This is a genomic window from Sciscionella sediminilitoris, assembly GCF_000737195.2.
In the GTDB taxonomy this organism is placed as follows: domain Bacteria; phylum Actinomycetota; class Actinomycetes; order Mycobacteriales; family Pseudonocardiaceae; genus Sciscionella; species Sciscionella sediminilitoris.
In genome coordinates this window covers 23,915-43,370 of the sequence record NZ_JALM01000094.1, presented here as the reverse complement: position 1 = coordinate 43,370, position 19,456 = coordinate 23,915, and the positions used below count along the sequence as shown (strand labels likewise).

Below are 19,456 nucleotides of genomic sequence, written 5' to 3'. Positions count from 1 at the left end.
GTCAGGCCAGCTTCGAGCCGACGAGCGAGACGAGGTCGGCGAGGCGGTTGGAGTAGCCCCACTCGTTGTCGTACCAGCCGACAACCTTGACCTGGTCACCGATCACCTTGGTCAGGCCGGCGTCGAAGATGCAGGAGGCCGGGTCGGTGACGATGTCGGAGGAGACGATCGGGTCCTCGGTGTACCGCAGGATGCCCTTGAGGGGGCCGTCCGCCGCAGCCTTGACCGCCGCGTTGACCTCTTCCACGCTCGCTTCCTTGGCGAGGTTCACGGTGAGGTCGGTGGTCGAACCGGTCGGCACCGGAACGCGCAGCGCGTAGCCGTCCAGCTTGCCGACGAGGTCCGGCAGCACCAGGCCGATGGCCTTGGCCGCGCCGGTCGAGGTCGGCACCACGTTGATCGCCGCTGCCCGGGCCCTGCGCAGGTCGGAGTGCGGTCCGTCCTGCAGGTTCTGGTCCTGGGTGTAGGCGTGGATCGTGGTCATCAGGCCGCGCTGGATGCCGAAGGCGTCGTTGAGCACCTTCGCCATCGGCCCGAGGCAGTTGGTGGTGCAGGAGGCGTTCGAGATCACCGTCTGCGAACCGTCGTAGCGGTCGTCGTTCACCCCGAGCACGACGGTGAGGTCCTCACCCTTCGCGGGCGCGGAGATGATCACCTTCTTGGCGCCGCCCTCGTCCACGTGCTTGCGGGCCTGCTCGGCCTTGGTGAACAGCCCGGTCGACTCCACGACCACGTCCACACCGAGGTCGCCCCAGGGCAGCTTGCCCGGGTCGCGCTCGGCCAGGATCTTGATCAGCTTGCCGTCGACCTCGATGCCCTCGTCCGTCGCGGTGACCTCGGCGCCGAGGCGGCCGAGCACGCTGTCGTACTTGAGCAGGTGCGCCATGGTCGACAGGTCCCCGAGGTCGTTCGCCGCGACAACCTCGATGTCCGCCCCGCTCGCGGCCACCGCACGCCAGAAGTTCCGTCCGATGCGACCGAACCCGTTGATTCCTACCCGGACCGTCACGCTCGCTCCTTTACGCGTTGCTCGTTGCTGGCTTCACCCTATCGGACCCGGTTCAGACCTCGGCCTCGAGCATCTCCTGGGTGACCGCGGACTCGGTGTCCGGGATACCCAGTTCGCCCGCCCGCTTGTCGGCCATGGCGAGCAGCCGCCGGATCCGCCCGGCGACCGCGTCCTTGGTCATCGGCGGTTCGGAGAGCTGACCGAGCTCCTCGAGTGAGGCCTGCCGGTTGGACAGCCGCAGGCTCCCCGCGTGCTGCAGGTGCTCCGGGGCGCCCTCCCCCAGGATCTCCAGCGCGCGCTGCACCCGGGCGGCGGAGGCGACCGCGGCCCGGGCGGAACGGCGCAGGTTCGCGTCGTCGAAATTGGCCAGCCGGTTCGCCGTGGCACGCACCTCGCGGCGCATCCGGCGCTCCTCCCAGGCGAGCACGCTGGTGTGCGCGCCGAGCCGGGTCAGCAGGGCGCCGATCGCGTCACCGTCCCGGATCACCACCCGGTCCGCGCCCCGCACCTCACGCGATTTCGCCTGGATACCGAGCCGCCGGGCGGCACCGACGAGCGCGAGCGCGGCCTCCGGTCCCGGGCAGGTCACCTCCAGCGCCGAGGACCGTCCCGGCTCGGTCAGCGAACCGTGCGCGAGGAACGCGCCGCGCCAGGCTGCCTCCGCATCGCAGACCCCACCGGCCACGACCACCGCGGGCAACCCCCGCACCGGGCGGCCGCGCTGGTCGAGCAGCCCGGTCTGGCGCGCGAGGTCGTCTCCCCCGGACACCACTCGCACGACGTAGCGCGTCCCCTTGCGCAGTCCCCCCGAGGAGATGACGTGCACATCGGAGTGATGCCCGAACAGCTCGTGGATCTCCTTGCGCAGCCTGCGCGCCACCGATCCGGTGTCCACCTCCGCCTCGACGACGACCTTGCCGCCGACGATGTGCAGCCCGCCCGCGAACCGCAGCAGGGCGGCGACCTCCGCGCGACGACAGCAGCTCTTCTTGACGGTGAGCCTGCTCAGCTCATCCTTGACCGCAGCGGTCATCGCCACTCGAACACCTCCCACATCGAAGCCATGTCCCACACACGGCAACCAAGCTACCTACGTACCTGGTTAGCGCTGCGTCGCCTTCCGGATCGCGGAGGCGAGCGCGACCGGGTCGTGCCGCTCACCCGCGTCGGCCCGGGCGACATCCGCCAGTTCCACGTGTGCGTCCAATGCCGTCGCCGCCGCCCGGAGCTCACCCGGTGCGTCGACCGCTCCAGTATCGGCCACCACCGCGTCGACGCGCAGCCGCGGTGCGTGCTCGTGCAGTACGTATAGGTGACGTTCCTGGCTGAATCCCGATGTTTCACCAGGTTGGGGGACCAGATTCACCACGACGACACGCTGGGCGGCGGTTTCCACGAGTGCGTCGTGCAGTTCCGGGACGAGCAGGTGCGGGAGCACGCTGGTGAACCAGGAGCCGGGCCCGAGCAGCACCAGATCGGCCTCGAGTACCGCCTCGACCGCCTCCCGGCAGGCGACCGGCGGATGCTCGGGCCCGCCGTTGCCGTGCAGCCGGATCCGCTGCACCTTGCCCGGCGTGGTGGCGACCGCCACCTGTCCCCTGATCCGGCGCACCGCACGCGGGTCGGCGTCCAGCCCGATCACATCCGCCTCGATGTCCAGCGGGTTCACGCACATCGGCAGCACCCGGCCGCGCGCGCCGAACAGCCGCATCGTCTCGTCCAGCGCCCGCACCGGATCGGCGAGCACCTCGAGCATCCCGCCGAGCAGCATGTTGCCGACGGCGTGCCCGGCGAGCACCCCGTCCCCGCCGAAGCGGTGCCCGAACACCTCGGCGAGCAGCGGATGATCCGCCCCGGCCAGCGCGGTGATCGCCTTGCGCAGATCGCCGGGCGGCAGCAGGTCGAGTTCCCGGCGCATGCGCCCCGACGAGCCGCCGTCGTCGGCGACGGTGACCACCGCCGTGATGTCGTCGGTGAGCTCGCGCAGGGACGCGAGGGTGATCGAGAGGCCGTGGCCTCCGCCGAGTGCGACCGCCTTCATGCCTGCCTTTCCCACCCGGTCACCGGGCGCTGGGGTTCAGTTCGCACTCACTCCCGGCCGAGATCGCGGTGCACGACCTTGACCGACATGTTGTCCTCGCTGGCCAGTTGCCTCGCCAGTTCCTCGGCCATCGCCACGCTGCGGTGCTTTCCCCCGGTGCAGCCGATCGCGATGGTCAGATACCGCTTGCCCTCCCTCCGGTAGCCCGCACCGACCAGGGTCAGCAGCTGGTGATACGTGCGCAGGAACTCGGTCGCGCCCTCCTGGGAGAGCACATAGTTGCTCACCTGCTCGTCGAGTCCGGTGAATTCGCGCAGCTCCGGGATCCAGAACGGATTCGGCAGGAAGCGCATGTCCATCACCAGATCCGCGTCCAGCGGGAGACCGTACTTGTACCCGAAGGACAGCACCGTGACCCTGGTGCGCATGGTGGCCTCGGAGCCGAACGCGTCCTCGATCTTGCCGCGCAGATCGTGCACCGAAAGGGCGGTCGTGTCCAGCACGAGGTCCGCGTCCTGGCGCAGCGGCCGCAGGACCTCGCGTTCGCTGGCGATCCCGTCCGCGAGCCGTCCCCCGCCCTGCAGGGGGTGCTCGCGGCGGACCTGTTCGAAGCGCCGCACCAGTGCCTCGTCGGAGGCTTCGAGGAACAGGATGCGCGGTTTGAACCCCTGCGCGTCCAGTTCCTTGATCACGCTGGCCAGGTCGTCGGTGAACGCCCTGGAGCGCACATCCATGACCACGGCGATGCGGGTCACCGCACCGCGGGCGCGCACACCGAGCTCCACCATGGTGGCGATCAGTTCCGGCGGCAGGTTGTCCACGACGAACCAGCCCAGATCCTCCAGGCATTTGGCCGCGGTGCTGCGCCCCGCCCCGGAAAGCCCGGTCACCACGGCGACTTCGATGCCGGCGCGGTCACCCTTCTCGGTCATTGCTGCCTCGGTCATCCTTGTTCTCCCCGCTCTCGCCTTCCCCGTTTCCACCGCGCAGGGCCGTGTGCACGGTCTGCGCGGTGTGTTGCCCGATACCTTGCACCGCGCTGATCTCCTCGACGCTGGCGGCCTTGAGTTTCTTCACCGAACCGAAGTGCTTGAGCAGGGCCGTCTTGCGAGTCTGGCCCAGTCCGGCGATGGAATCCAGGGCGGAAGTGGTCATCCGCTTGCCGCGTTTCTGCCGGTGGTAGGTGATCGCGAACCGGTGCGCCTCGTCCCGCACCCGCTGCAGCAGGTAGAGCGCCTCGCTGGTGCGCGGCAGGATCGCCGGGTCCTCCTCGCCGGGCAGCCACACCTCCTCGAGCCGCTTCGCCAGGCCGATCACCGCCACCTCGGTGATGCCCAGCTCGGCGAGCACATCGGAGGCGGCGGCCACCTGGGGGGCACCACCGTCGACCACGTACAGGTTCGGGGCGTAGGCGAACTTGCGCGGCCGGCCCGTCTCCGGATCGATCCCGGCGGGCAGGTTCTCGTTCTCGTCCGCCGTCTGCTCCTGTTCGGCCTGGTAACGCGCGAACCGGCGACGGGTGACCTCCGCGATCGAGCCGACATCGCCCTGTTCGGCGCCCTCCCGGATGGCGAACCGGCGGTACTCGGACTTACGGGCCAGCCCGTCCTCGAACACGACGAGCGAGGCGACCACATCGGTGCCCTGCACGTGCGAGACGTCCACGCACTCGATGCGCAGCGGCGCCTCGTCCAGCGCGAGTGCCTCCTGCAGCTCGGACAGCGCCGCCGAGCGCGCGCTCAGGTCCCCCGCGCGGCGGAGCTTGTGCTGGGTGAACGCTTCCTTGGCGTTGCGCTCCACGGTCTCGGCGAGGGTGCGCTTGTCCCCGCGCTGGGCCACCCGCAACCGCACCTTCGCCGCGCGGTTCTCGTGCGCGCTGCGCAGCCCGGAAAGCCATTCGGTCATCGCCTCGTGCTCCGGGGGCAGTTCGGGAACGAGCACCTCGCGCGGCACCGGGCTGCCCCCGGCGTCCGCCTGGGCGTCCAGATCGGCCTGGTCGCCGTAGAACTGCGAGAGGAAGTGCCCGACCAGCTCGGGCAGGCCCTGCTGTTCGACGATGTCGATCACCCAGCCGCGCTGGCCGCGCACCCGTCCGCCGCGCACGTGGAACACCTGCACGGCTGCCTGGAGCTCATCGGTGGCGAAACCGACCACATCGGCATCGGTGCCGTCGCCGAGCACCACGGCCTGCTTCTCCACCGCCCTGCGCAGCGCGGCGACGTCGTCCCGCAACCGGGCGGCGCGCTCGAATTCGAGCTCCGCGGAGGCTTCCTGCATCTGCTTCTCGAGCCTGCGCACCATCGCGTCCGTCTTCCCGGCGAGGAAGTCGCAGAACTCCTCCACGATCGCGCGGTGTTCCGCGGCGTCCACCCGCCCGACGCACGGGGCCGAGCACTTGTCGATGTACCCGAGCAGGCAGGGGCGGCCCATCTGGCCGTGCCGTTTGAACACCCCTGCCGAACAGGTGCGCGCCGGGAACACCCGCAGCAGCATGTCCAGGGTCTCCCGGATCGCCCAGGCGTGCGAGTACGGCCCGAAGTAGCGCACGCCCTTGCGCCGGGGACCGCGGTACACGTGCAGCCGCGGGTATTCCTCGTGCAGGCTGACCGCGAGCACCGGATAGGTCTTGTCGTCCCGGTAGCGGACGTTGAACCGCGGATCGAACTCCTTGATCCAGTTGTACTCCAGCTGCAGCGCCTCGACCTCGGTGCCGACCACGGTCCACTCGACGGCCGCGGCGGTGGTGACCATCTGGTAGGTGCGCGGATGCAGCGCGGCCGGATCGGCGAAGTAGGAGTTCAGCCGTTGCCGCAGGGATTTCGCCTTGCCGACGTAGATGACCCGCCCGGTGTCGTCGCGGAACTTGTAGACACCGGGGGACTCGGGAATCGTGCCCGTCGCCGGGCGATACGTCGAAGGGTCGGCCACATCCCAAGCCTAGGCACTCCCACTGACGGTTTCCGGCACGCCCTCGGCCAGCTCGGTGGCCAGCACCCGCACCCGCTCCCGGGCCGCGGCGTAGGACCGCGCGGCCTGTTCGCCGAACCGGGCGAGCGCGGGGATGTCGCCCGCCCTGGTCAGTTCCGCGGCCACCACGTGCATCCGGTCCGCGCGCACCCCGAGCTTGCCGAAGTGCGCCCGCAGGTACGGCTCCTGGAAATCGCAGTGCTCGCGCGGGGACCCCGGCCCGTATCCTCCGCCGCGGGCCAGCACCGCGACCACGGTGGTGTCCGCGAGCAGATCCGCTCCGGTCACCGGATCGGTGAACATCCCGGGAAAGCTCACCCGGTCGATCCAGGCCTTCAGCGAGGCGGGCACCGAGAAGTTGTACATCGGTACCCCGAGCAGCAGCACCCGCGCGGCCCGCAGCTCGGCGACCAGTGGCCGGGTGTGCTCCCATTCCCGCCGCTCGGCACCGGACTCGCAGTACCCGGGCACATCCGCGGCACCGACGATCCCGGAGCGCTCCACGCGCACCCCGAGCGCGCAGTAGGCGGGCCCGATCAGCGGGACGGGATCGGCGGCGAGGTCCCGGTAGCGGTATCCGCCCGTGCCTCCCGCTTCCCGCCAGGTCCGCGCGAACATCCCGGCGAGCCGTTTGCTCACCGAATCCGCGGCGTGGCTGGCGTCCAGATGCAGCAGACCGGGCGTTCGCTGTTCGGTTAGGCTTTCGGTCATCGGGTCTGTCTCCCTCGGTCGGTTCTCGTCCCTCGCGCTCTCGATGGATTGACGGAACACGGCGAGGAAAGGTGACCGATGACCGACACGGAGGACTTCGAGGCGCAGCGGAGCGGGCTCATCGGGCTCGCGTACCGCATGCTGGGTTCGCGCGCCGAGGCCGAGGACGCCGTGCAGGAGGCGTGGCTGCGGCTGCATCGCGCCGGAGAGGTGGAAAACCTTCCCGCCTGGCTGCACACGGTCGTCTCGCGGATCTGCCTCGATCAGCTCCGCGCCCGGGCCGCGCGCCCGGAAGGCCCGTGGCCGGAGGTGGAACCGGAGGACGGCGCGGCGCCCGAGGAGGACGCGGTGCTCGCGGACTCGGTCGGCCGTGCCCTGCTCGTGGTGCTGGACCGGCTCGGCCCCGCGGAACGGGTCGCCTTCGTGCTGCACGACCTGTTCGCGGTGCCGTTCGAGCGGATCGCCACGGTGCTGGACCGCTCGACCGGAGCGGCGAAGAAGCTCGCCAGCCGAGCCCGTGCCCGGGTGCGCGGAACTTCGGAACACTCCCCCGCGGAGCTGCGCGAGCAGCGTGCCGTGGTCGAGGCGTTCCTCGCCGCGGCGCGGGACGGCGATCTGCAGCGGCTGCTCACCGTGCTCGCCCCGGATGTGGTGCGCACCGCCGATCCGGTGGCGCTGCCCGCGGGAGCCCCCGCCGAGCTGCGTGGTTCGCGGGCGGTGGCCGAGCAGACCGTGCTGCTCTCCGCGCGGTCCCGGTCCGCGGTGCCCGCGCTCGTGGACGGAGCGGTCGGTCTCGTGCTCGCCCCCTACGGACGGCTCCGGCTGGCCATCCGGGTGCGGGTGCACGACGGCTTGGTCACCCGGTACGAGGTGCTCGCCGATCCGGACCGGCTCCGCGCGGCCGAGTTCGGGGTGCTCGAGAACTGAGGACAGGGATCACCCGGCGTGCACGACCGTTTGGCCGACGTCAGCCTGTTGCGTAGATCACTAATGTGGCGCCTGTGATATCCACAGTCGATGGGCGCCTGCGGGTACGGGGCGGCCGCGCGTTCTATTTCTTCGGCGCGCTCGGGGCGGTGCTCTACGGGTACGACACCGGGGTCATCGGTGGCGCGATGCTGTTCCTCAAACCCGAATGGCAGCTCTCCCCCACCGAGGAAGCACTGATCACCAGCATGATCCTGGCCGGGGCGATGATCGGCTCGCTCACCGGCGGTCCGCTCGCCGACCGGTACGGCAGACGCGCGGTGGTGCTCGGCTGCTCGGTGGTGTTCGTGCTCGGCTCGCTCGGCGCCGCCTTCGCCCCGGAGGTCGGGACCCTGATCGCCGCGCGCACCGTGCTCGGTCTCGCCGTGGGCGGCGCCGCCGTGCTCGTCCCGCTGTATCTGGCCGAGATGGCGCCGACCCGGATCCGCGGCGCGGTGGCCTCGCTGAACCAGACGCTGATCATCTTCGGGCTCGGGATCGCCTCGCTGATCAACTTCCTGCTGCGGGACGTCGCGGACTGGCGGCTGGCGTTCGGGCTCGGCGCGGTGCCCGCACTGGTGATGCTGCTCGGTATCGGGTTCATGCCGGAGACCCCGCGCTGGCTGGTGCGCAAGGGCCGCACCGCGGACGCCTCGACCGTCCTGCGGGTCACCCGCACCGAGGCGGAGGCGGACGCCGAGCTCACCGAGATCGAACAGGTGGAGCGCTCCGGGACGGCGAAGGCGGGACTACGCACGATCCTGTCCACCGCGTGGATCCGACGGCTGCTGCTGCTCGGTGTCGCGCTCGCGGTCGGCCAACAGATCGGCGGGATCAACACGCTCGTCTACTACACGCCGACCATCCTCACCACGATCGGGCTGGACAAGTCCGACTCGCTGCTTTTCGGGGTGCTCAACACGGTGCCGAACCTGATCGCGGTGGCCATCGCGATCTGGATCGTGGACAAGGTCGGCAGGCGCCCGCTGCTGCTCTACGGATCGCTGTTCCTGTGTATCGGCATGGCCTGCATGGGAATTCCGCAGCTGTTCGCGGTCTCGCACGGAGTACAGAACGGGCTGGCCATCGGCGGCAACGTGCTGTTCACCGTGACCTTCTCGCTCACCTGGGGCCCGGTGCTGTGGGTGCTGCTCTCCGAGATCTTCCCCCTCGCCGCGCGCGGCACCGCGATGGGCATCGCCACGGTGGCCAACTGGGTGTTCAACTTCGGCGTCACGATCAGCCTGCCGATCATCATCGCCGCGTGGGGCACCGGCCCGGTGTTCACCATGTACGCCGCACTGAACCTGCTCGTGCTCGCCTTCATCGGCTTCTTCCTGAGCGAGACCCGCGGGCGCAGCCTCGAACAGCTCGAAACCGACGCACGGAAGGAAGCGGCGCATTGATCGGTTACGGCGACTACGGCTCGAGCCTGCGCGATCTGCCGCGGCTGCGGCACACCCGGCGACGGCGGGTGTCCAGCTGGGATCGCAGCGGCGGCAACGAGGACCGGATCTGGCTGCGCCCGGGACAGACCGAGGTGATCGCCGACATCCCGGGCGCGGGGAACGTGAACCACATCTGGATGACCACGCGCACGATGACCCTGCCGTACATGAATCCGGCCCATCCGGAGCCGGATTTCCTGCGCCGCCTGGTGTTGCGTGCCTTCTGGGACGGCGAGCAGCAGCCGAGCGTCGAGGTACCGCTCGGGGATTTCTTCGGGGTGGGGCACGGCCGCTACGCCCAGTTCAACTCGGTTCCCCTGCAGTGCAGCCCGCGGGAGGGCATCTCCTACAACAGCTTCTTCCACATGCCCTTCGCCGAGGGCGCGCGGTTCGAGATCACCAGCGAATGCCGGCACGAGACGGTGCCCTTCTACTGGTACATCGACTACGAGGAGTTCGACGAACTCGAGGAGGGGCTCGGCCGGTTCCACGCGCAGTGGCGCAGGGAGAACCCCTGCGCGGGCGTGCCCCAGGGCGCGGCGTCCACCCCCGAGCACCTGCTCACCGGGACCAATCTGGACGGGGACGACAACTACACGATCCTGGACGCCCGCGGGCATGGGCACTATGTGGGCTGCGTGCTGAACGTGCACAACCTGCGCCGGACCACCGAATGGAACTGGTACGGCGAGGGGGACGACATGATCTTCATCGACGGTGAGCGCTGGCCGCCGAGCCTGCACGGGACCGGAACCGAGGACTACTTCAACACCGCCTGGTGCCCGGACGAGCCGTTCTCCGCGCCGTATCACGGGATCACCCTCGCCGGCGGGCCGAACTGGTCCGGGCAGACCAGCCTGTACCGCTTCCACATCGAGGATCCGGTCACCTTCGCCGAGTCCATCCGGGTGACCATCGAGCACGGGCACGCGAACAAGCGCTCCGACGACTACTCCTCGGTCGCCTACTGGTATCAGGCCGAACCGCACGTACCGTTCCGGCTCCCGCCCCTCGAGCAGCGCCTGCCCCGCCCACTGTGAGAAGGAGATTCCCATGCGGTTGAACGTCGGCGATTTCACGCGCATCTACGATCCGAGCCCGGATTTCGGTGCGCCGTGGTACGTCAACGACCACTGCGTCATCCGGGATCCCGATGGCGAGTGGCACCTGTACGGCATCAACCACGCCGAACCCTCCGATCCGGACGGCGAGACGACCTTCCTGCACGCCACCGCCACCGACATCAAAGGCCCGTGGCACACCAGGGAAACCGCGCTGACCCTCGATCCGAACTACTACGGGGAACGGCATCTGTGGGCCCCGCACGTGATCCGCGCCGACCGCAAGTACTGGATGTTCTACAACGCGGGCGGGGACGACCCCACCCGCGAAGCCATCAACCTGGCCACATCCGAGGACCTCTACCACTGGACCCGGCACCCGGGAGGACCACTGTTCCGGGACGGCTACAGCGCACGCGATCCCATGGTCACCTGGACCGGCGATCAGTGGACCATGTACTACTGCGGCAACGACGACCCGCTCGGCGGGCATTTCGCGGTGGTCTACCGCTGCAGTGACGACCTCATCCACTGGGGCGACCGCAAGATCGCGTTCACCAGTGAGTTCACCGGCCAGGGATTCAACAGCCCGACCGAATCCCCGTTCGTGGTCAAGGAAGAGGACCACTGGTACCTGTTCATCGGGCCGTGCGGCAGATATCAGCCCACCCCGGACGGGTTCGTGTGCACCGCGGTCTACGAGTCGGACAACCCATGGGAGTTCCCGCGCGACCACCTGATCACCAAGATCGGCAGTCACGCGGCGGAGATCATCGAGAACCGCTGGATCACCTCGTGCGGAGCCGGACAGGGCGGGGTGTTTCTCGCGGAACTGTCCTGGGAGAGCTGAGATGCGACTGACCGCGAGCGAATTCCGCCACGTCTTCGATCCGAGCGAGGCGGCGGGGGTACCGAGCTATCTCAACGATCACACGATCATCCGGGCCGAGGACGGCAGCTGGCATCTGTTCTCCATCACCCATCCGGAACCGGCGAACCCGGCGGAGGAGAAGACCTTCCTGCACGCCAGGGCCGGGGACGTCGAGGGCCCATGGCACACCCTGGATCCGGCGCTCGTCGTGGATCCGGACTATCACGGGGAACGGCATCTGTGGGCCCCGCACGTCATCCGCGCCGACCGCAGGTACTGGATGTTCTACGCCGCGGGCGGGGACGATCCCACCCGCGAAGCCATCAACCTCGCCACATCCGAGGACCTCTACCACTGGACCCGGCACCCCGACGGGCCGCTGTTCCGGGACGGGTTCAGTGCCCGGGACCCGATGGTGGTGTGGACCGGCGACGAATGGACCATGTACTACTGCGCCACCGATGACCCCTCGGGCGGCAGGCACGTGGTCGCCTACCGGTGCAGCGAGGACCTGGTGCACTGGGACGACCGGAAGATCGCGTTCACCAGTGAGCGCAGTGGCACCGGCGGCGGACCGGCCGAGTCCCCGTTCGTGCTCTGGGAACAGGGCAGCTGGTATCTGTTCATCGGACCGTGCGGCGCGTACGCGAAGACCCCGGACGGCTATGTGTGCACCGCGGTCTACGAGTCGGACAACCCATGGGAGTTCTCCCGGGAGGGGCTGCGCACCCGGATCGCCAGTCACGCGGCCGAGGTAGTGGACAATCGCCTGATCACCTCGGCCGGTTGGGGCCAGGGCGGACTGTACCTCGCTGACCTCGTATGGGAACGGGATTGACCCGCCGATCGTCGGGTGCTCCCACGACCATTTCCGGTATCGCCCTGTTGGGGTACCTGGATACGGTCTGCGTGTCACCGGACCAAAACAGAAGGTGACTGAAGGGACCGGAAGAAGGGAATCCCCAGATGCGCACAACCAGCAAGGTCGGGGGGCTGGCCGCGGCGACACTCGGCCTGGCACTCCTCGCTGCACCGTTCGCCCAGGCATCACCGGCGACCCCGAAGATCATCGGCGGCGGACCGGCCAGTGACGTCTCCTACGGCGCCCAGGTCTACGTCGACGGGCAGTTCAACTGCTCGGGCAGCGTCATCGCTCCCGAGTGGGTGCTGACCGCGCAGCACTGCGACGGCCAGGGCCTCAGCGTCAAGGTCGGCAGCCTCAAACTTGGCGAGGGCGAGGACGCCAAGGTCGAGAAGTCCACCAAGGCCCCCAATGGGGACCTGCTGCTCCTGCACCTGGACCACGCGGTCAAGGCGAAGCCGGTGCAGCTCGGTGACAAGGACCCGGCCAAGGGCGACCAGAACAAGATCTACGGTTGGGGCCGCGAAGAGGGCAGCGGTCCGCCGGCTCCCGCACTGAAGGTGGCCACCGTCGAGGTGACCGGGCAGAGCCAGGACGCCTTCAACGGACCCGCGATCGCCAGCAAGGGCGTGGATGGCGCATCGTGGCACGGCGACTCGGGCGGCCCGCAGATCGCGGACGGCAAGCAGGTCGGTGTCTGCTCCACCGGGGAGAACTCGGGCAGCGACCCGAACGGCACGCAGAACTACGCCAGCGTGGCGAACAGCCGCGACTGGATCAAGCAGACCGCGGGCGTCTAGGGCACCCCACGGCCGGAACACGATGGCGGGCACCGGAATCCGGTGCCCGCCATGCTGTGTCCAGAGCCCGGTTCAGCGGTGCAGCCTTGCTCCCTTGAACACCTTGTCCACCCCGTTGCGCGGACCGTGCACCGCGAGCCCGACCAGGTCGAGTTCCCCGCCCGGGACCGCGGCGACCGCGGCCCGGTTGTCCGTGTCGTTCCCGGTGTGGAACAGCTCCGCGGTGAACACCGCCGTGGGCAGTCCCCTGCGCATCGCACGGGCGTGTGCGGTGCCCATCAGTTCCTTGTCCCCCTCGAACACGAGCACCGGCTGGCGGAACATCGGCAGGTATCGCGTTCCGTCCGCATCGGCATAGGGCTCACCGAGCAGTTCGGCATTGGCGGCGATCCCGGAACTGAGGAAGGCGCAGACGTTCAGCCGTTGCCACGGCTCCAGATCCTCGCGCAGCAACACCGCGATCTTGGTATCGAACTCAGGCATGGGGCCAGTGTCACCGAGTGGTGGTGCGGGCGTCTTGTACGTTCTTCACATGCCGGAAAGCGCCGTCCGCGCGTGGGCGCCCGGGATACCGGGGATCCGTGAGGTGCTGCACGCGCGGTTTCTCGAACACGCCTACCCCAGTCACACGCACGCCGCGTGGACGGTGCTGATCATCGACGAGGGCATGGTGCGCTACGGCCTGCACCGCGGCGAGCACGGTGCCCTGCGCTCCCAGGTGACCGTCCTGCCTCCGCACGTGCCGCACGATGGGCGCAACGTCACCGAACGGGGTTTCCGCAAACGGGTGCTCTATCTGGAACCTTCCACGATGGACGAATCGCTCATCGGGGCGGCCGTCGACCAGCCCGGACTGCGGGATCCCCTGCTGCGCCAGCGAGTCCATGAACTGCACGAGGTGTTGCGCGGACCGCGGGAACCGTGGCACGCGCAGTCCCGGCTCGCCCTGATCACCGAACGCCTCGCCGAACGGCTGCACGGCGGGCCCGCCCCGGAGCGGGCACCGGTGGCCCCGAAGCTGGCCGGGCAGCTGCGCGAGCTGCTGGACGCGAGCGCCCCGGCAGGGATCACCCTGGACGAGGCGGCCCGCCTGCTGCACGCCCATCCTGCCCACCTGGTGCGCGTGTTCAGCACCCGGTTCGGTATCCCGCCGCACCGCTACCTCACCGGACTGCGCATCGACCTCGCGCGCAGGCTGCTGCTCGACGGGCTGCCCGCCGCTCAGGTCGCCCTGGCCGCCGGGTTCACCGACCAGTCCCATCTGAACCGGCATTTCACCGCGATGCTCGGCACCACTCCGGGACGGTTCCGTGCCTAGTCCGCCGCGGCGACCGGCTGCCGGAGGATCGTGCGCAGCTTCTCGGGCGCGACCCTGCGGAAGTCGCTGAGGTAGATCTCGTGGTGTTCCCCGGTCATCCGCAGGCCCTGAGCGGGGATGAACTCCCGGTGCATCCGTTGGAGCACGGCTGCCTCCTCGTCGAAGGGGCCGAGGTGCAGGGTCTGCACGCAGGTGCCCTCCGCCAGCCGTTCGAGCCGCACCCGGTCGAGCGCCGCAGGCGCACCACCCGCCGCGGCCTTGGCCACCACGGCCTCGAACAGGTCCTCGCCGATCCAGTCCGGGACCATGATCATGAGGGTCCACTGCCACCGGCTCTTGTCCCGCGCGGCGGTGAACGACGCCATGTCCTCGGCCCACCAGCGGCCTTCCAGAGGCATGACCACGTAGTCCCTGCCGAGTTCCTGTTTGCTGGCGAACTTGAGCTTGTAGGCGACCGGATAGAGCGCGCTCACCGCCTCGGCGAACTGCCCGCTCGTGTTCGGGTCACCGTGCCCGTCGATCATCAGGTACCGCAGCGGCGGCACCTCGAGGACGCGGAACCGGTCCCGCGCCGCCCGATAGCAGTCCAGCTGTTTCTTGAAGTCGACTTTCTCCGGCACGCTCTCCCCCAGTCCGGCGCGGTCTAGGCTCCGCCGTGTTCGCGGTGCATTGCCCGCAGCGCGCGCATCGCATCCACCGCCCGCTGGCCGTCGTGCGCCTGGATCGCCATCACCGGGTAGTACTCGTCGGCCAGCAGTTCCACCCGGGCCCAAGGGGAACCGTCCGGGAAGCTCACCGCGCGCACATCGGCCCAGTCGAACCACTTGCCCTGGAACACATTGCGCACCTCGATACCGTGTTCGTCGGCGCGCACCCGGGGCCGCAACAGCAACAGCACGGCGCAGGCCAGGATCGCGCCGACCACGATCATCGCGACCTGGTCGGCCGAACCGAAGGTGGCCCCGGTCGGGGTCCGGCGCATCAGCACCCCGGCTACGACCAGGGCGGCGAGCAGGATCAGCGCGAACGGGATGACATAGCGCCGGATCCGTACCGGTCGTGCGATCGTCTCCATCACTTCACCCATGCCGGCTCGATCCATCACCTGCGCGCCCGTCACGAGAAACCCCGCTCGGTCCACGGGGCGCGCAGCCCGCGCAGCACTCGCGCGGCCTCCAGCGCGGCGACCGTGGCCTCGGCGCCCTTGTCCTCGCTCGATTCGGGCAAACCGGCCCTGGCGAGCGCCTGTTCCTCGGTGTCGCAGGTGAGCACGCCGTTGCCGATCGGGGTGCTCTCGTCCAGCGACACCCGGGTCAGACCCGCGGTCACGGCATCGCACACGTACTCGAAGTGCGGGGTGCCGCCCCGGATCACCACGCCGAGCGCGACCACCAGATCGTGCTGGCGGGCGAGTTCCTGGCAGACCACGGGGAGCTCGACGCAGCCGGGCACCCGCACCTCGGTGATGTCGGCGACCTTGGCGCGCTCCACCGTGCCCCGCGCGCTGCGCAGCAACTGCTCGGTGATCCGCTCATGCCAGCGGGTCGCGGCGATCGCCACCCGCAGTGCGTCGCAGTCCTCGGGTACTTCGATTTCCGGTCGACCCTGGCCAGCCATGTTCCTATGCCTCGTACTCGTCGAGCGTCAGCAGGTGCCCCATGCGATCCCGCTTGGTGCGAAGGTAGCGCAGGTTCTCCGGGTTGGCCGATACCGGGAGCGAAACCCGGTCCAGCACGGTGAGTCCGTACCCTTCGAGGCCGACCCGCTTGGCGGGGTTGTTGGTGAGCAACCGCATCGACCGGACCCCGACATCCACCAGGATCTGGGCCCCGGTGCCGTAGTCGCGCGCGTCCGCGGGGAGTCCCTGTTCGAGGTTCGCGTCTACGGTGTCCGCCCCGCGGTCCTGCAACTGGTAGGCCTGGAGCTTGTGCAGCAGGCCGATGCCGCGTCCCTCGTGCCCGCGCACGTAGAGCACCACGCCCCTGCCGTTCGCGGCGACCGCCTCCAGCGCCGCGTCGAGCTGCGGCCCGCAGTCGCAGCGCAGCGAACCGAACACGTCCCCGGTCAGGCATTCGGAGTGCACCCGGACGAGTACATCCTCGCCGTCACCGATCTCCCCGTAGACGAGCGCGACGTGCTCGATCCCGTCCAGCAGGCTGTCGTAGCCCAGCGCCCGGAAGGTGCCGTGCACGGTCGGGATCCGCGCCTCGGCTACCCGCTCCACCTGCTTCTCGTAGCGGCGGCGGTAGGCGATCAGGTCCGCGATCGAGATGATGCTCAGCTCGTGCTCGGCGGCGAACACCTCGAGCTCGTCGCGGCGGGCCATGTCCCCGTCGCTCTTCTGCGAGACGATCTCGCACAGCACACCGGCCGGTTGCAGCTTCGCCAGCCGGGCCAGATCGACCGCCGCCTCGGTGTGCCCCGGCCTGCGCAGCACCCCGCCGTCCTTGGCGCGCAACGGAACGACATGCCCCGGGCGGCGGAAATCGCGCGGGGCGGATGCCGGATCGGCGAGCAGCCGGATGGTGTGCGCCCGATCGGTCGCCGAGATCCCGGTACTCACGCCTTCCGCGGCGTCCACGGTCACGGTGTAGGCGGTGCCGCGCACGTCCTGGTTGGTGTGGAACATCGGCGGCAGGTCCAGCCGGTCGCAGTCGCGCGCGGTCAGCGGCACGCAGACGTACCCGGAGGTGTAACGGACCATGAAGGCGAGCAGCTCCGGGGTGGCCTTCTCCGCGGCGAAGATGAGGTCGCCCTCGTTCTCCCGGTCCTCGTCGTCGACGACGATCACGGCCTTGCCATCGGCGATGTCCGCGATGGCCTTCTCGATGGCCTGGTAATCGGCCACAGCGCTCACGCTCCCGTTTCTTCGCCACCGAGGGCCGCCAGATGCGGCCGGGCGAGCTTGTCGAGGTACTTGGCGACCACGTCGACCTCGATATTGACGTGGTCCCCCGGTTCGAGCAGCCCCAGGGTGGTGTCCGCGAGCGTGGTCGGGATCAGCGCCACGGTGAACTCGGTGTCGGTCACCTCCACCACGGTCAGGGAGACCCCGTCCACGGTGATCGAGCCCTTCTCCACCACGTAGCGGTTCAGCTCGCGGGGCAGGGCGAAACTGGTCGTCCCGTCCGGGTCGCGCCCGATGTAGCTCGCGGTCCCGTCCACGTGGCCCTGCACGATGTGCCCGCCGAGCCGGTCCCCGACCGCGGCCGCCCGCTCCAGGTTGACCTTCACGCCGGTGGCCAGCTTGCGCAGACTGGAACGGTGCAGTGTCTCGGCGACCGCGTCCACCGCGAAGGTGTCGCCCTCGATCTCGGTCACCGTGAGGCACACCCCGTTCACCGCGATCGAGTCGCCGTGCGCCGCGTCGCTGGTGACCAGCGGACCTCGGATGCGGATGCGCGCCTGCTCCGGCGCATCGGTCAGCTCGACGATTTCGCCGACCTCTTCAACGATCCCGGTGAACATGTCCCCACAGTAGCGCCGGGCTTTCGGGGCGGCGCAGCCAACCGCGCGGCGGTGACGACCGCCACGTCCGGCCGGTCAGCGGCACCTGATGCAGACTGCTATCCACACCCTTGAGCAGGAGACCGCCATGTCCTTCACCGAACAAGAGATCGCCTACCTGCGCTCCCAGCCACTCGCCCGGCTGGCCACCGCCGACCTTGCCGCTCCCGAGGTCCCCGCCCAGCCGGATGTGGTGCCGGTCGCCCTCGAATACGACGGCGAGCACCTCTGGGTCGGCGGCGGCGAGCGGTCCGTGCTCGGCACCCGGAAGTTCCGCAATGTGGCCACCGGAGCGCATCGGGTCGCGGTGGTGGTCGACGATCTGCCCTCGTTCGAGCCGTTCATCGCGCGCGGGATCCGGATCTACGGCCGCGCCGCGCAGCCCTTCCAGCGCACCGGCATGGTGGGCCCGGGCTGGTTTCTGCGGATCACCCCGACGGTGTCCTGGAGCTGGAACCTGGACGGCGAGCCCGTCGGCGAGAACTGGTACGAGACGCGCCGGACCGTGCACTAACCGCGGGCGGCCGCCGCGCTCGCCCGCAGGGCGGTCAGTGCCTTGCCGGGATCCTCGGCACCGTAGATCGCCGAACCCGCCACGAAACAGTCCACTCCGGCCTCGGCGGCCTGTTCGATGGTGTCCGCGCCGATCCCGCCGTCGATCTCCACTAGCACCCGCAGCTCACCCGCGTCCACGAGGCGGCGCGCGGCACGCACCTTGTCCAGCACCTCGGGCATGAATCGCTGGCCGCCGAAGCCCGGTTCCACGGACATCACGAGCAGCGTGTCGTAGTGCTGGAGCAGTTCCACGTACGGCTCGAACGGGGTGCCCGGTTTGATGGACAGGCCCGCCTTGGCACCCGCGGCGCGCAGGTTCTTCGCGATCGACACCGGATCCTCGGCCGCCTCCACGTGCACGGTCACGTTGTGCGCGCCCGCCTCCGCGTAGCCGATCGCCCAGCGATCCGGGTTCTCGATCATCAGGTGGCAGTCGAGCGGAATCTCGGTCGCCTTGCGCAGCGACTCCACCACCGGGAGGCCAAGGGTCAGGTTCGGCACGAAGTGCGCGTCCATCACGTCGACGTGCAGCCAGTCGGCATCCTGCACGGCCGCCGCTTCCTCGGCGAGGCGCGCGAAATCCGCGGAAAGGATGCTCGGGGCGATCATGGGTTCAGCCACGGTGGCGAGTGTAGATGCCGCGGTCAGCCGGAAACGATCGAGGCGACCAGGATCCTGGTCAGTTCCGCGCAGACCTCCTCGAGTGGCACCGGACGGCCGTTGCTCTCCCAGTCCCGCATCGTCTCGTTGACCGCCCCGATGAACGCGACACTGACCATGCGCAGCTCCCGCCGCGGGGCCTCGCCCCGGTCCATGACGCGCTGCCCCTCCGCGTCGAAGAACCGGCAGAGCCGTTCCCGCCACGCGATCCGGTGCTCCTCGACCGTCTTGCCGACGCCCATGTTCTCCACGTAGGCGATCCGGGTCCATCGCGGATCGCTCGAGGTCACCTCGAGATAGGCGCGCAGCGCGGCACCGACCCGTTCGGCGAGCCCGCTGTCCTCGGCCGCCTCCAGCGCTTCCACGGCCGCCGCCATGGCGCGGGTGGTGATCCGGTCGTGCAGCTCGATGAGCACCTGCTCGCGCCCGTCGAACTCCTGATAGAAATTCCGCGTCGAGACACTCGCGGCCGCACAGAGCTTTTCGATCGAGGTCGCGGCGTACCCGTTGCTGCCGAACAACTCGAAGCCCGCGTCCAGCAAGCGTTCCTTGCGCTCGGCGCGACGCTGATCGGCCGTCCGGCCACCGTAGTCGCGGCGCGGCATCGTCGTGTCCGTCATACCACCATTGTGCGCGATGGGCGTGGGATCACCGTTACCAACCACGAGGCCACGCCCATC

The 19,456-nt window shown here is 69.4% G+C and carries 22 protein-coding genes; 8 read left to right on the top strand and 14 right to left on the bottom strand.

Annotated features, from left to right (window positions below; genetic code table 11):
* Position 1: 1 nt before the first annotated feature.
* From gap to AD72_RS29445, 6 genes are all read right to left on the bottom strand, one after another.
* Positions 2–1,009: a type I glyceraldehyde-3-phosphate dehydrogenase gene (gap, locus tag AD72_RS29470; RefSeq protein WP_031469894.1), complete on the bottom strand. Its 1,008-nt coding sequence runs from the start codon at positions 1,007–1,009 to the stop codon at positions 2–4.
* A gap of 52 nt (positions 1,010–1,061) precedes the next feature.
* Complete coding sequence (gene whiA, locus AD72_RS29465) at positions 1,062–2,048, bottom strand: DNA-binding protein WhiA (RefSeq protein WP_026197293.1); 987 nt, start codon at positions 2,046–2,048, stop codon at positions 1,062–1,064.
* Positions 2,049–2,111: 63 nt separating this feature from the next.
* Positions 2,112–3,050 (bottom strand): gluconeogenesis factor YvcK family protein, encoded by a 939-nt coding sequence (locus tag AD72_RS29460; RefSeq protein ID WP_031469893.1) that lies wholly within the window; start codon positions 3,048–3,050, stop codon positions 2,112–2,114.
* Positions 3,051–3,097: 47 nt separating this feature from the next.
* Positions 3,098–3,982: an RNase adapter RapZ gene (gene rapZ / locus AD72_RS29455; RefSeq protein ID WP_031469892.1), complete on the bottom strand. Its 885-nt coding sequence runs from the start codon at positions 3,980–3,982 to the stop codon at positions 3,098–3,100.
* Positions 3,966–5,978 (bottom strand): excinuclease ABC subunit UvrC, encoded by a 2,013-nt coding sequence (gene uvrC / locus AD72_RS29450; RefSeq protein ID WP_031469891.1) that lies wholly within the window; start codon positions 5,976–5,978, stop codon positions 3,966–3,968. The genes rapZ and uvrC overlap by 17 nt, the downstream gene beginning before the upstream one ends.
* A gap of 9 nt (positions 5,979–5,987) precedes the next feature.
* A complete protein-coding gene (locus AD72_RS29445) occupies positions 5,988–6,728 on the bottom strand; it encodes an FMN-dependent NADH-azoreductase (RefSeq protein WP_037347758.1) in 741 nt (246 codons plus the stop codon).
* A 78-nt stretch (positions 6,729–6,806) separates the two neighbouring features.
* Between AD72_RS29445 and AD72_RS29440 the strand changes: the two genes are divergently transcribed.
* The 6 genes from AD72_RS29440 (at position 6,807) to AD72_RS29415 (ending at position 12,736) form a co-directional block, all read left to right on the top strand.
* The gene (locus tag AD72_RS29440; protein ID WP_031469889.1) at positions 6,807–7,655 is read left to right on the top strand and encodes a sigma-70 family RNA polymerase sigma factor; all 849 of its coding nucleotides are present in this window, start codon (positions 6,807–6,809) and stop codon (positions 7,653–7,655) included.
* Positions 7,656–7,729: 74 nt separating this feature from the next.
* Entirely contained in the window at positions 7,730–9,100 is a 1,371-nt protein-coding gene (locus AD72_RS29435) for a sugar porter family MFS transporter (protein WP_051899137.1), read from the top strand.
* Complete coding sequence (locus tag AD72_RS29430; RefSeq protein WP_031469887.1) at positions 9,097–10,182, top strand: glycoside hydrolase family 172 protein; 1,086 nt, start codon at positions 9,097–9,099, stop codon at positions 10,180–10,182. Before AD72_RS29435 ends, AD72_RS29430 begins: the two co-directional genes overlap by 4 nt.
* A gap of 13 nt (positions 10,183–10,195) precedes the next feature.
* Complete coding sequence (locus AD72_RS29425) at positions 10,196–11,053, top strand: family 43 glycosylhydrolase (RefSeq protein WP_031469886.1); 858 nt, start codon at positions 10,196–10,198, stop codon at positions 11,051–11,053.
* A gap of 1 nt (position 11,054) precedes the next feature.
* Positions 11,055–11,912 carry a family 43 glycosylhydrolase gene (locus AD72_RS29420; RefSeq protein ID WP_031469885.1) on the top strand — a complete coding sequence of 286 codons (858 nt, stop codon included), beginning with the start codon at positions 11,055–11,057 and terminating at the stop codon, positions 11,910–11,912.
* 128 nt (positions 11,913–12,040) lie between these two features.
* Positions 12,041–12,736, top strand: a complete 696-nt coding sequence (locus AD72_RS29415) for a S1 family peptidase (RefSeq protein WP_031469884.1) — start codon at positions 12,041–12,043, stop codon at positions 12,734–12,736.
* Between the two features lie 72 nt (positions 12,737–12,808).
* On the opposite strand, the gene AD72_RS29410 is transcribed toward AD72_RS29415, so the two are convergent.
* A complete protein-coding gene (locus AD72_RS29410) occupies positions 12,809–13,219 on the bottom strand; it encodes a DUF2000 domain-containing protein (protein WP_031469883.1) in 411 nt (136 codons plus the stop codon).
* Positions 13,220–13,268: 49 nt separating this feature from the next.
* Between AD72_RS29410 and AD72_RS29405 the strand changes: the two genes are divergently transcribed.
* Positions 13,269–14,054, top strand: a complete 786-nt coding sequence (locus AD72_RS29405) for a helix-turn-helix transcriptional regulator (RefSeq protein ID WP_031469882.1) — start codon at positions 13,269–13,271, stop codon at positions 14,052–14,054.
* Here AD72_RS29405 and AD72_RS29400 read toward each other — a convergent pair.
* The 5 genes from AD72_RS29400 to AD72_RS29380 are packed head-to-tail and all read right to left on the bottom strand — an operon-like array spanning position 14,051 to position 17,522.
* Positions 14,051–14,674, bottom strand: coding sequence for a GyrI-like domain-containing protein (locus tag AD72_RS29400; protein ID WP_031469881.1), 624 nt, complete (start codon positions 14,672–14,674; stop codon positions 14,051–14,053). The two genes, AD72_RS29405 and AD72_RS29400, sit on opposite strands and share 4 nt — an antisense overlap.
* Positions 14,675–14,697: 23 nt before the next feature.
* Complete coding sequence (locus AD72_RS29395) at positions 14,698–15,141, bottom strand: PH domain-containing protein (protein WP_031469880.1); 444 nt, start codon at positions 15,139–15,141, stop codon at positions 14,698–14,700.
* A 29-nt stretch (positions 15,142–15,170) separates the two neighbouring features.
* Positions 15,171–15,671: a 6,7-dimethyl-8-ribityllumazine synthase gene (gene ribH, locus AD72_RS29390; RefSeq protein ID WP_031469879.1), complete on the bottom strand. Its 501-nt coding sequence runs from the start codon at positions 15,669–15,671 to the stop codon at positions 15,171–15,173.
* A 4-nt stretch (positions 15,672–15,675) separates the two neighbouring features.
* Entirely contained in the window at positions 15,676–16,902 is a 1,227-nt protein-coding gene (locus AD72_RS29385) for a bifunctional 3,4-dihydroxy-2-butanone-4-phosphate synthase/GTP cyclohydrolase II (protein WP_037347755.1), read from the bottom strand.
* A gap of 5 nt (positions 16,903–16,907) precedes the next feature.
* The gene (locus AD72_RS29380) at positions 16,908–17,522 is read right to left on the bottom strand and encodes a riboflavin synthase (RefSeq protein WP_031469877.1); all 615 of its coding nucleotides are present in this window, start codon (positions 17,520–17,522) and stop codon (positions 16,908–16,910) included.
* 127 nt (positions 17,523–17,649) lie between these two features.
* On the opposite strand from AD72_RS29380, the gene AD72_RS29375 reads away from it, so the two are divergent.
* Positions 17,650–18,075: a PPOX class F420-dependent oxidoreductase gene (locus AD72_RS29375; protein ID WP_031469876.1), complete on the top strand. Its 426-nt coding sequence runs from the start codon at positions 17,650–17,652 to the stop codon at positions 18,073–18,075.
* On the opposite strand, the gene rpe is transcribed toward AD72_RS29375, so the two are convergent.
* A complete protein-coding gene (gene rpe, locus AD72_RS29370; RefSeq protein WP_031469875.1) occupies positions 18,072–18,725 on the bottom strand; it encodes a ribulose-phosphate 3-epimerase in 654 nt (217 codons plus the stop codon). The two genes, AD72_RS29375 and rpe, sit on opposite strands and share 4 nt — an antisense overlap.
* 35 nt (positions 18,726–18,760) lie before the next feature.
* Positions 18,761–19,396: a TetR/AcrR family transcriptional regulator gene (locus AD72_RS29365; RefSeq protein ID WP_031469874.1), complete on the bottom strand. Its 636-nt coding sequence runs from the start codon at positions 19,394–19,396 to the stop codon at positions 18,761–18,763.
* Between the last annotated feature and the right edge of the window lie 60 nt (positions 19,397–19,456).

Bases quoted from the DNA above. Each gene is read 5' to 3' on its own strand.
- AD72_RS29460 (WP_031469893.1), bottom strand. From the start codon at position 3,050: ATGAAGGCGGTCGCACTCGGCGGAGGCCACGGCCTCTCGATCACCCTC.
- rapZ (WP_031469892.1), bottom strand. From the start codon at position 3,982: ATGACCGAGAAGGGTGACCGCGCCGGCATCGAAGTCGCCGTGGTGACC.
- AD72_RS29445 (WP_037347758.1), bottom strand. From the start codon at position 6,728: ATGACCGAAAGCCTAACCGAACAGCGAACGCCCGGTCTGCTGCATCTG.
- AD72_RS29440 (WP_031469889.1), top strand. From the start codon at position 6,807: ATGACCGACACGGAGGACTTCGAGGCGCAGCGGAGCGGGCTCATCGGG.
- AD72_RS29425 (WP_031469886.1), top strand. From the start codon at position 10,196: ATGCGGTTGAACGTCGGCGATTTCACGCGCATCTACGATCCGAGCCCG.
- AD72_RS29420 (WP_031469885.1), top strand. From the start codon at position 11,055: ATGCGACTGACCGCGAGCGAATTCCGCCACGTCTTCGATCCGAGCGAG.
- AD72_RS29415 (WP_031469884.1), top strand. From the start codon at position 12,041: ATGCGCACAACCAGCAAGGTCGGGGGGCTGGCCGCGGCGACACTCGGC.
- AD72_RS29410 (WP_031469883.1), bottom strand. From the start codon at position 13,219: ATGCCTGAGTTCGATACCAAGATCGCGGTGTTGCTGCGCGAGGATCTG.
- AD72_RS29405 (WP_031469882.1), top strand. From the start codon at position 13,269: ATGCCGGAAAGCGCCGTCCGCGCGTGGGCGCCCGGGATACCGGGGATC.
- AD72_RS29395 (WP_031469880.1), bottom strand. From the start codon at position 15,141: ATGGGTGAAGTGATGGAGACGATCGCACGACCGGTACGGATCCGGCGC.
- ribH (WP_031469879.1), bottom strand. From the start codon at position 15,671: ATGGCTGGCCAGGGTCGACCGGAAATCGAAGTACCCGAGGACTGCGAC.
- AD72_RS29380 (WP_031469877.1), bottom strand. From the start codon at position 17,522: ATGTTCACCGGGATCGTTGAAGAGGTCGGCGAAATCGTCGAGCTGACC.
- AD72_RS29375 (WP_031469876.1), top strand. From the start codon at position 17,650: ATGTCCTTCACCGAACAAGAGATCGCCTACCTGCGCTCCCAGCCACTC.
- rpe (WP_031469875.1), bottom strand. From the start codon at position 18,725: ATGATCGCCCCGAGCATCCTTTCCGCGGATTTCGCGCGCCTCGCCGAG.
- AD72_RS29365 (WP_031469874.1), bottom strand. From the start codon at position 19,396: ATGACGGACACGACGATGCCGCGCCGCGACTACGGTGGCCGGACGGCC.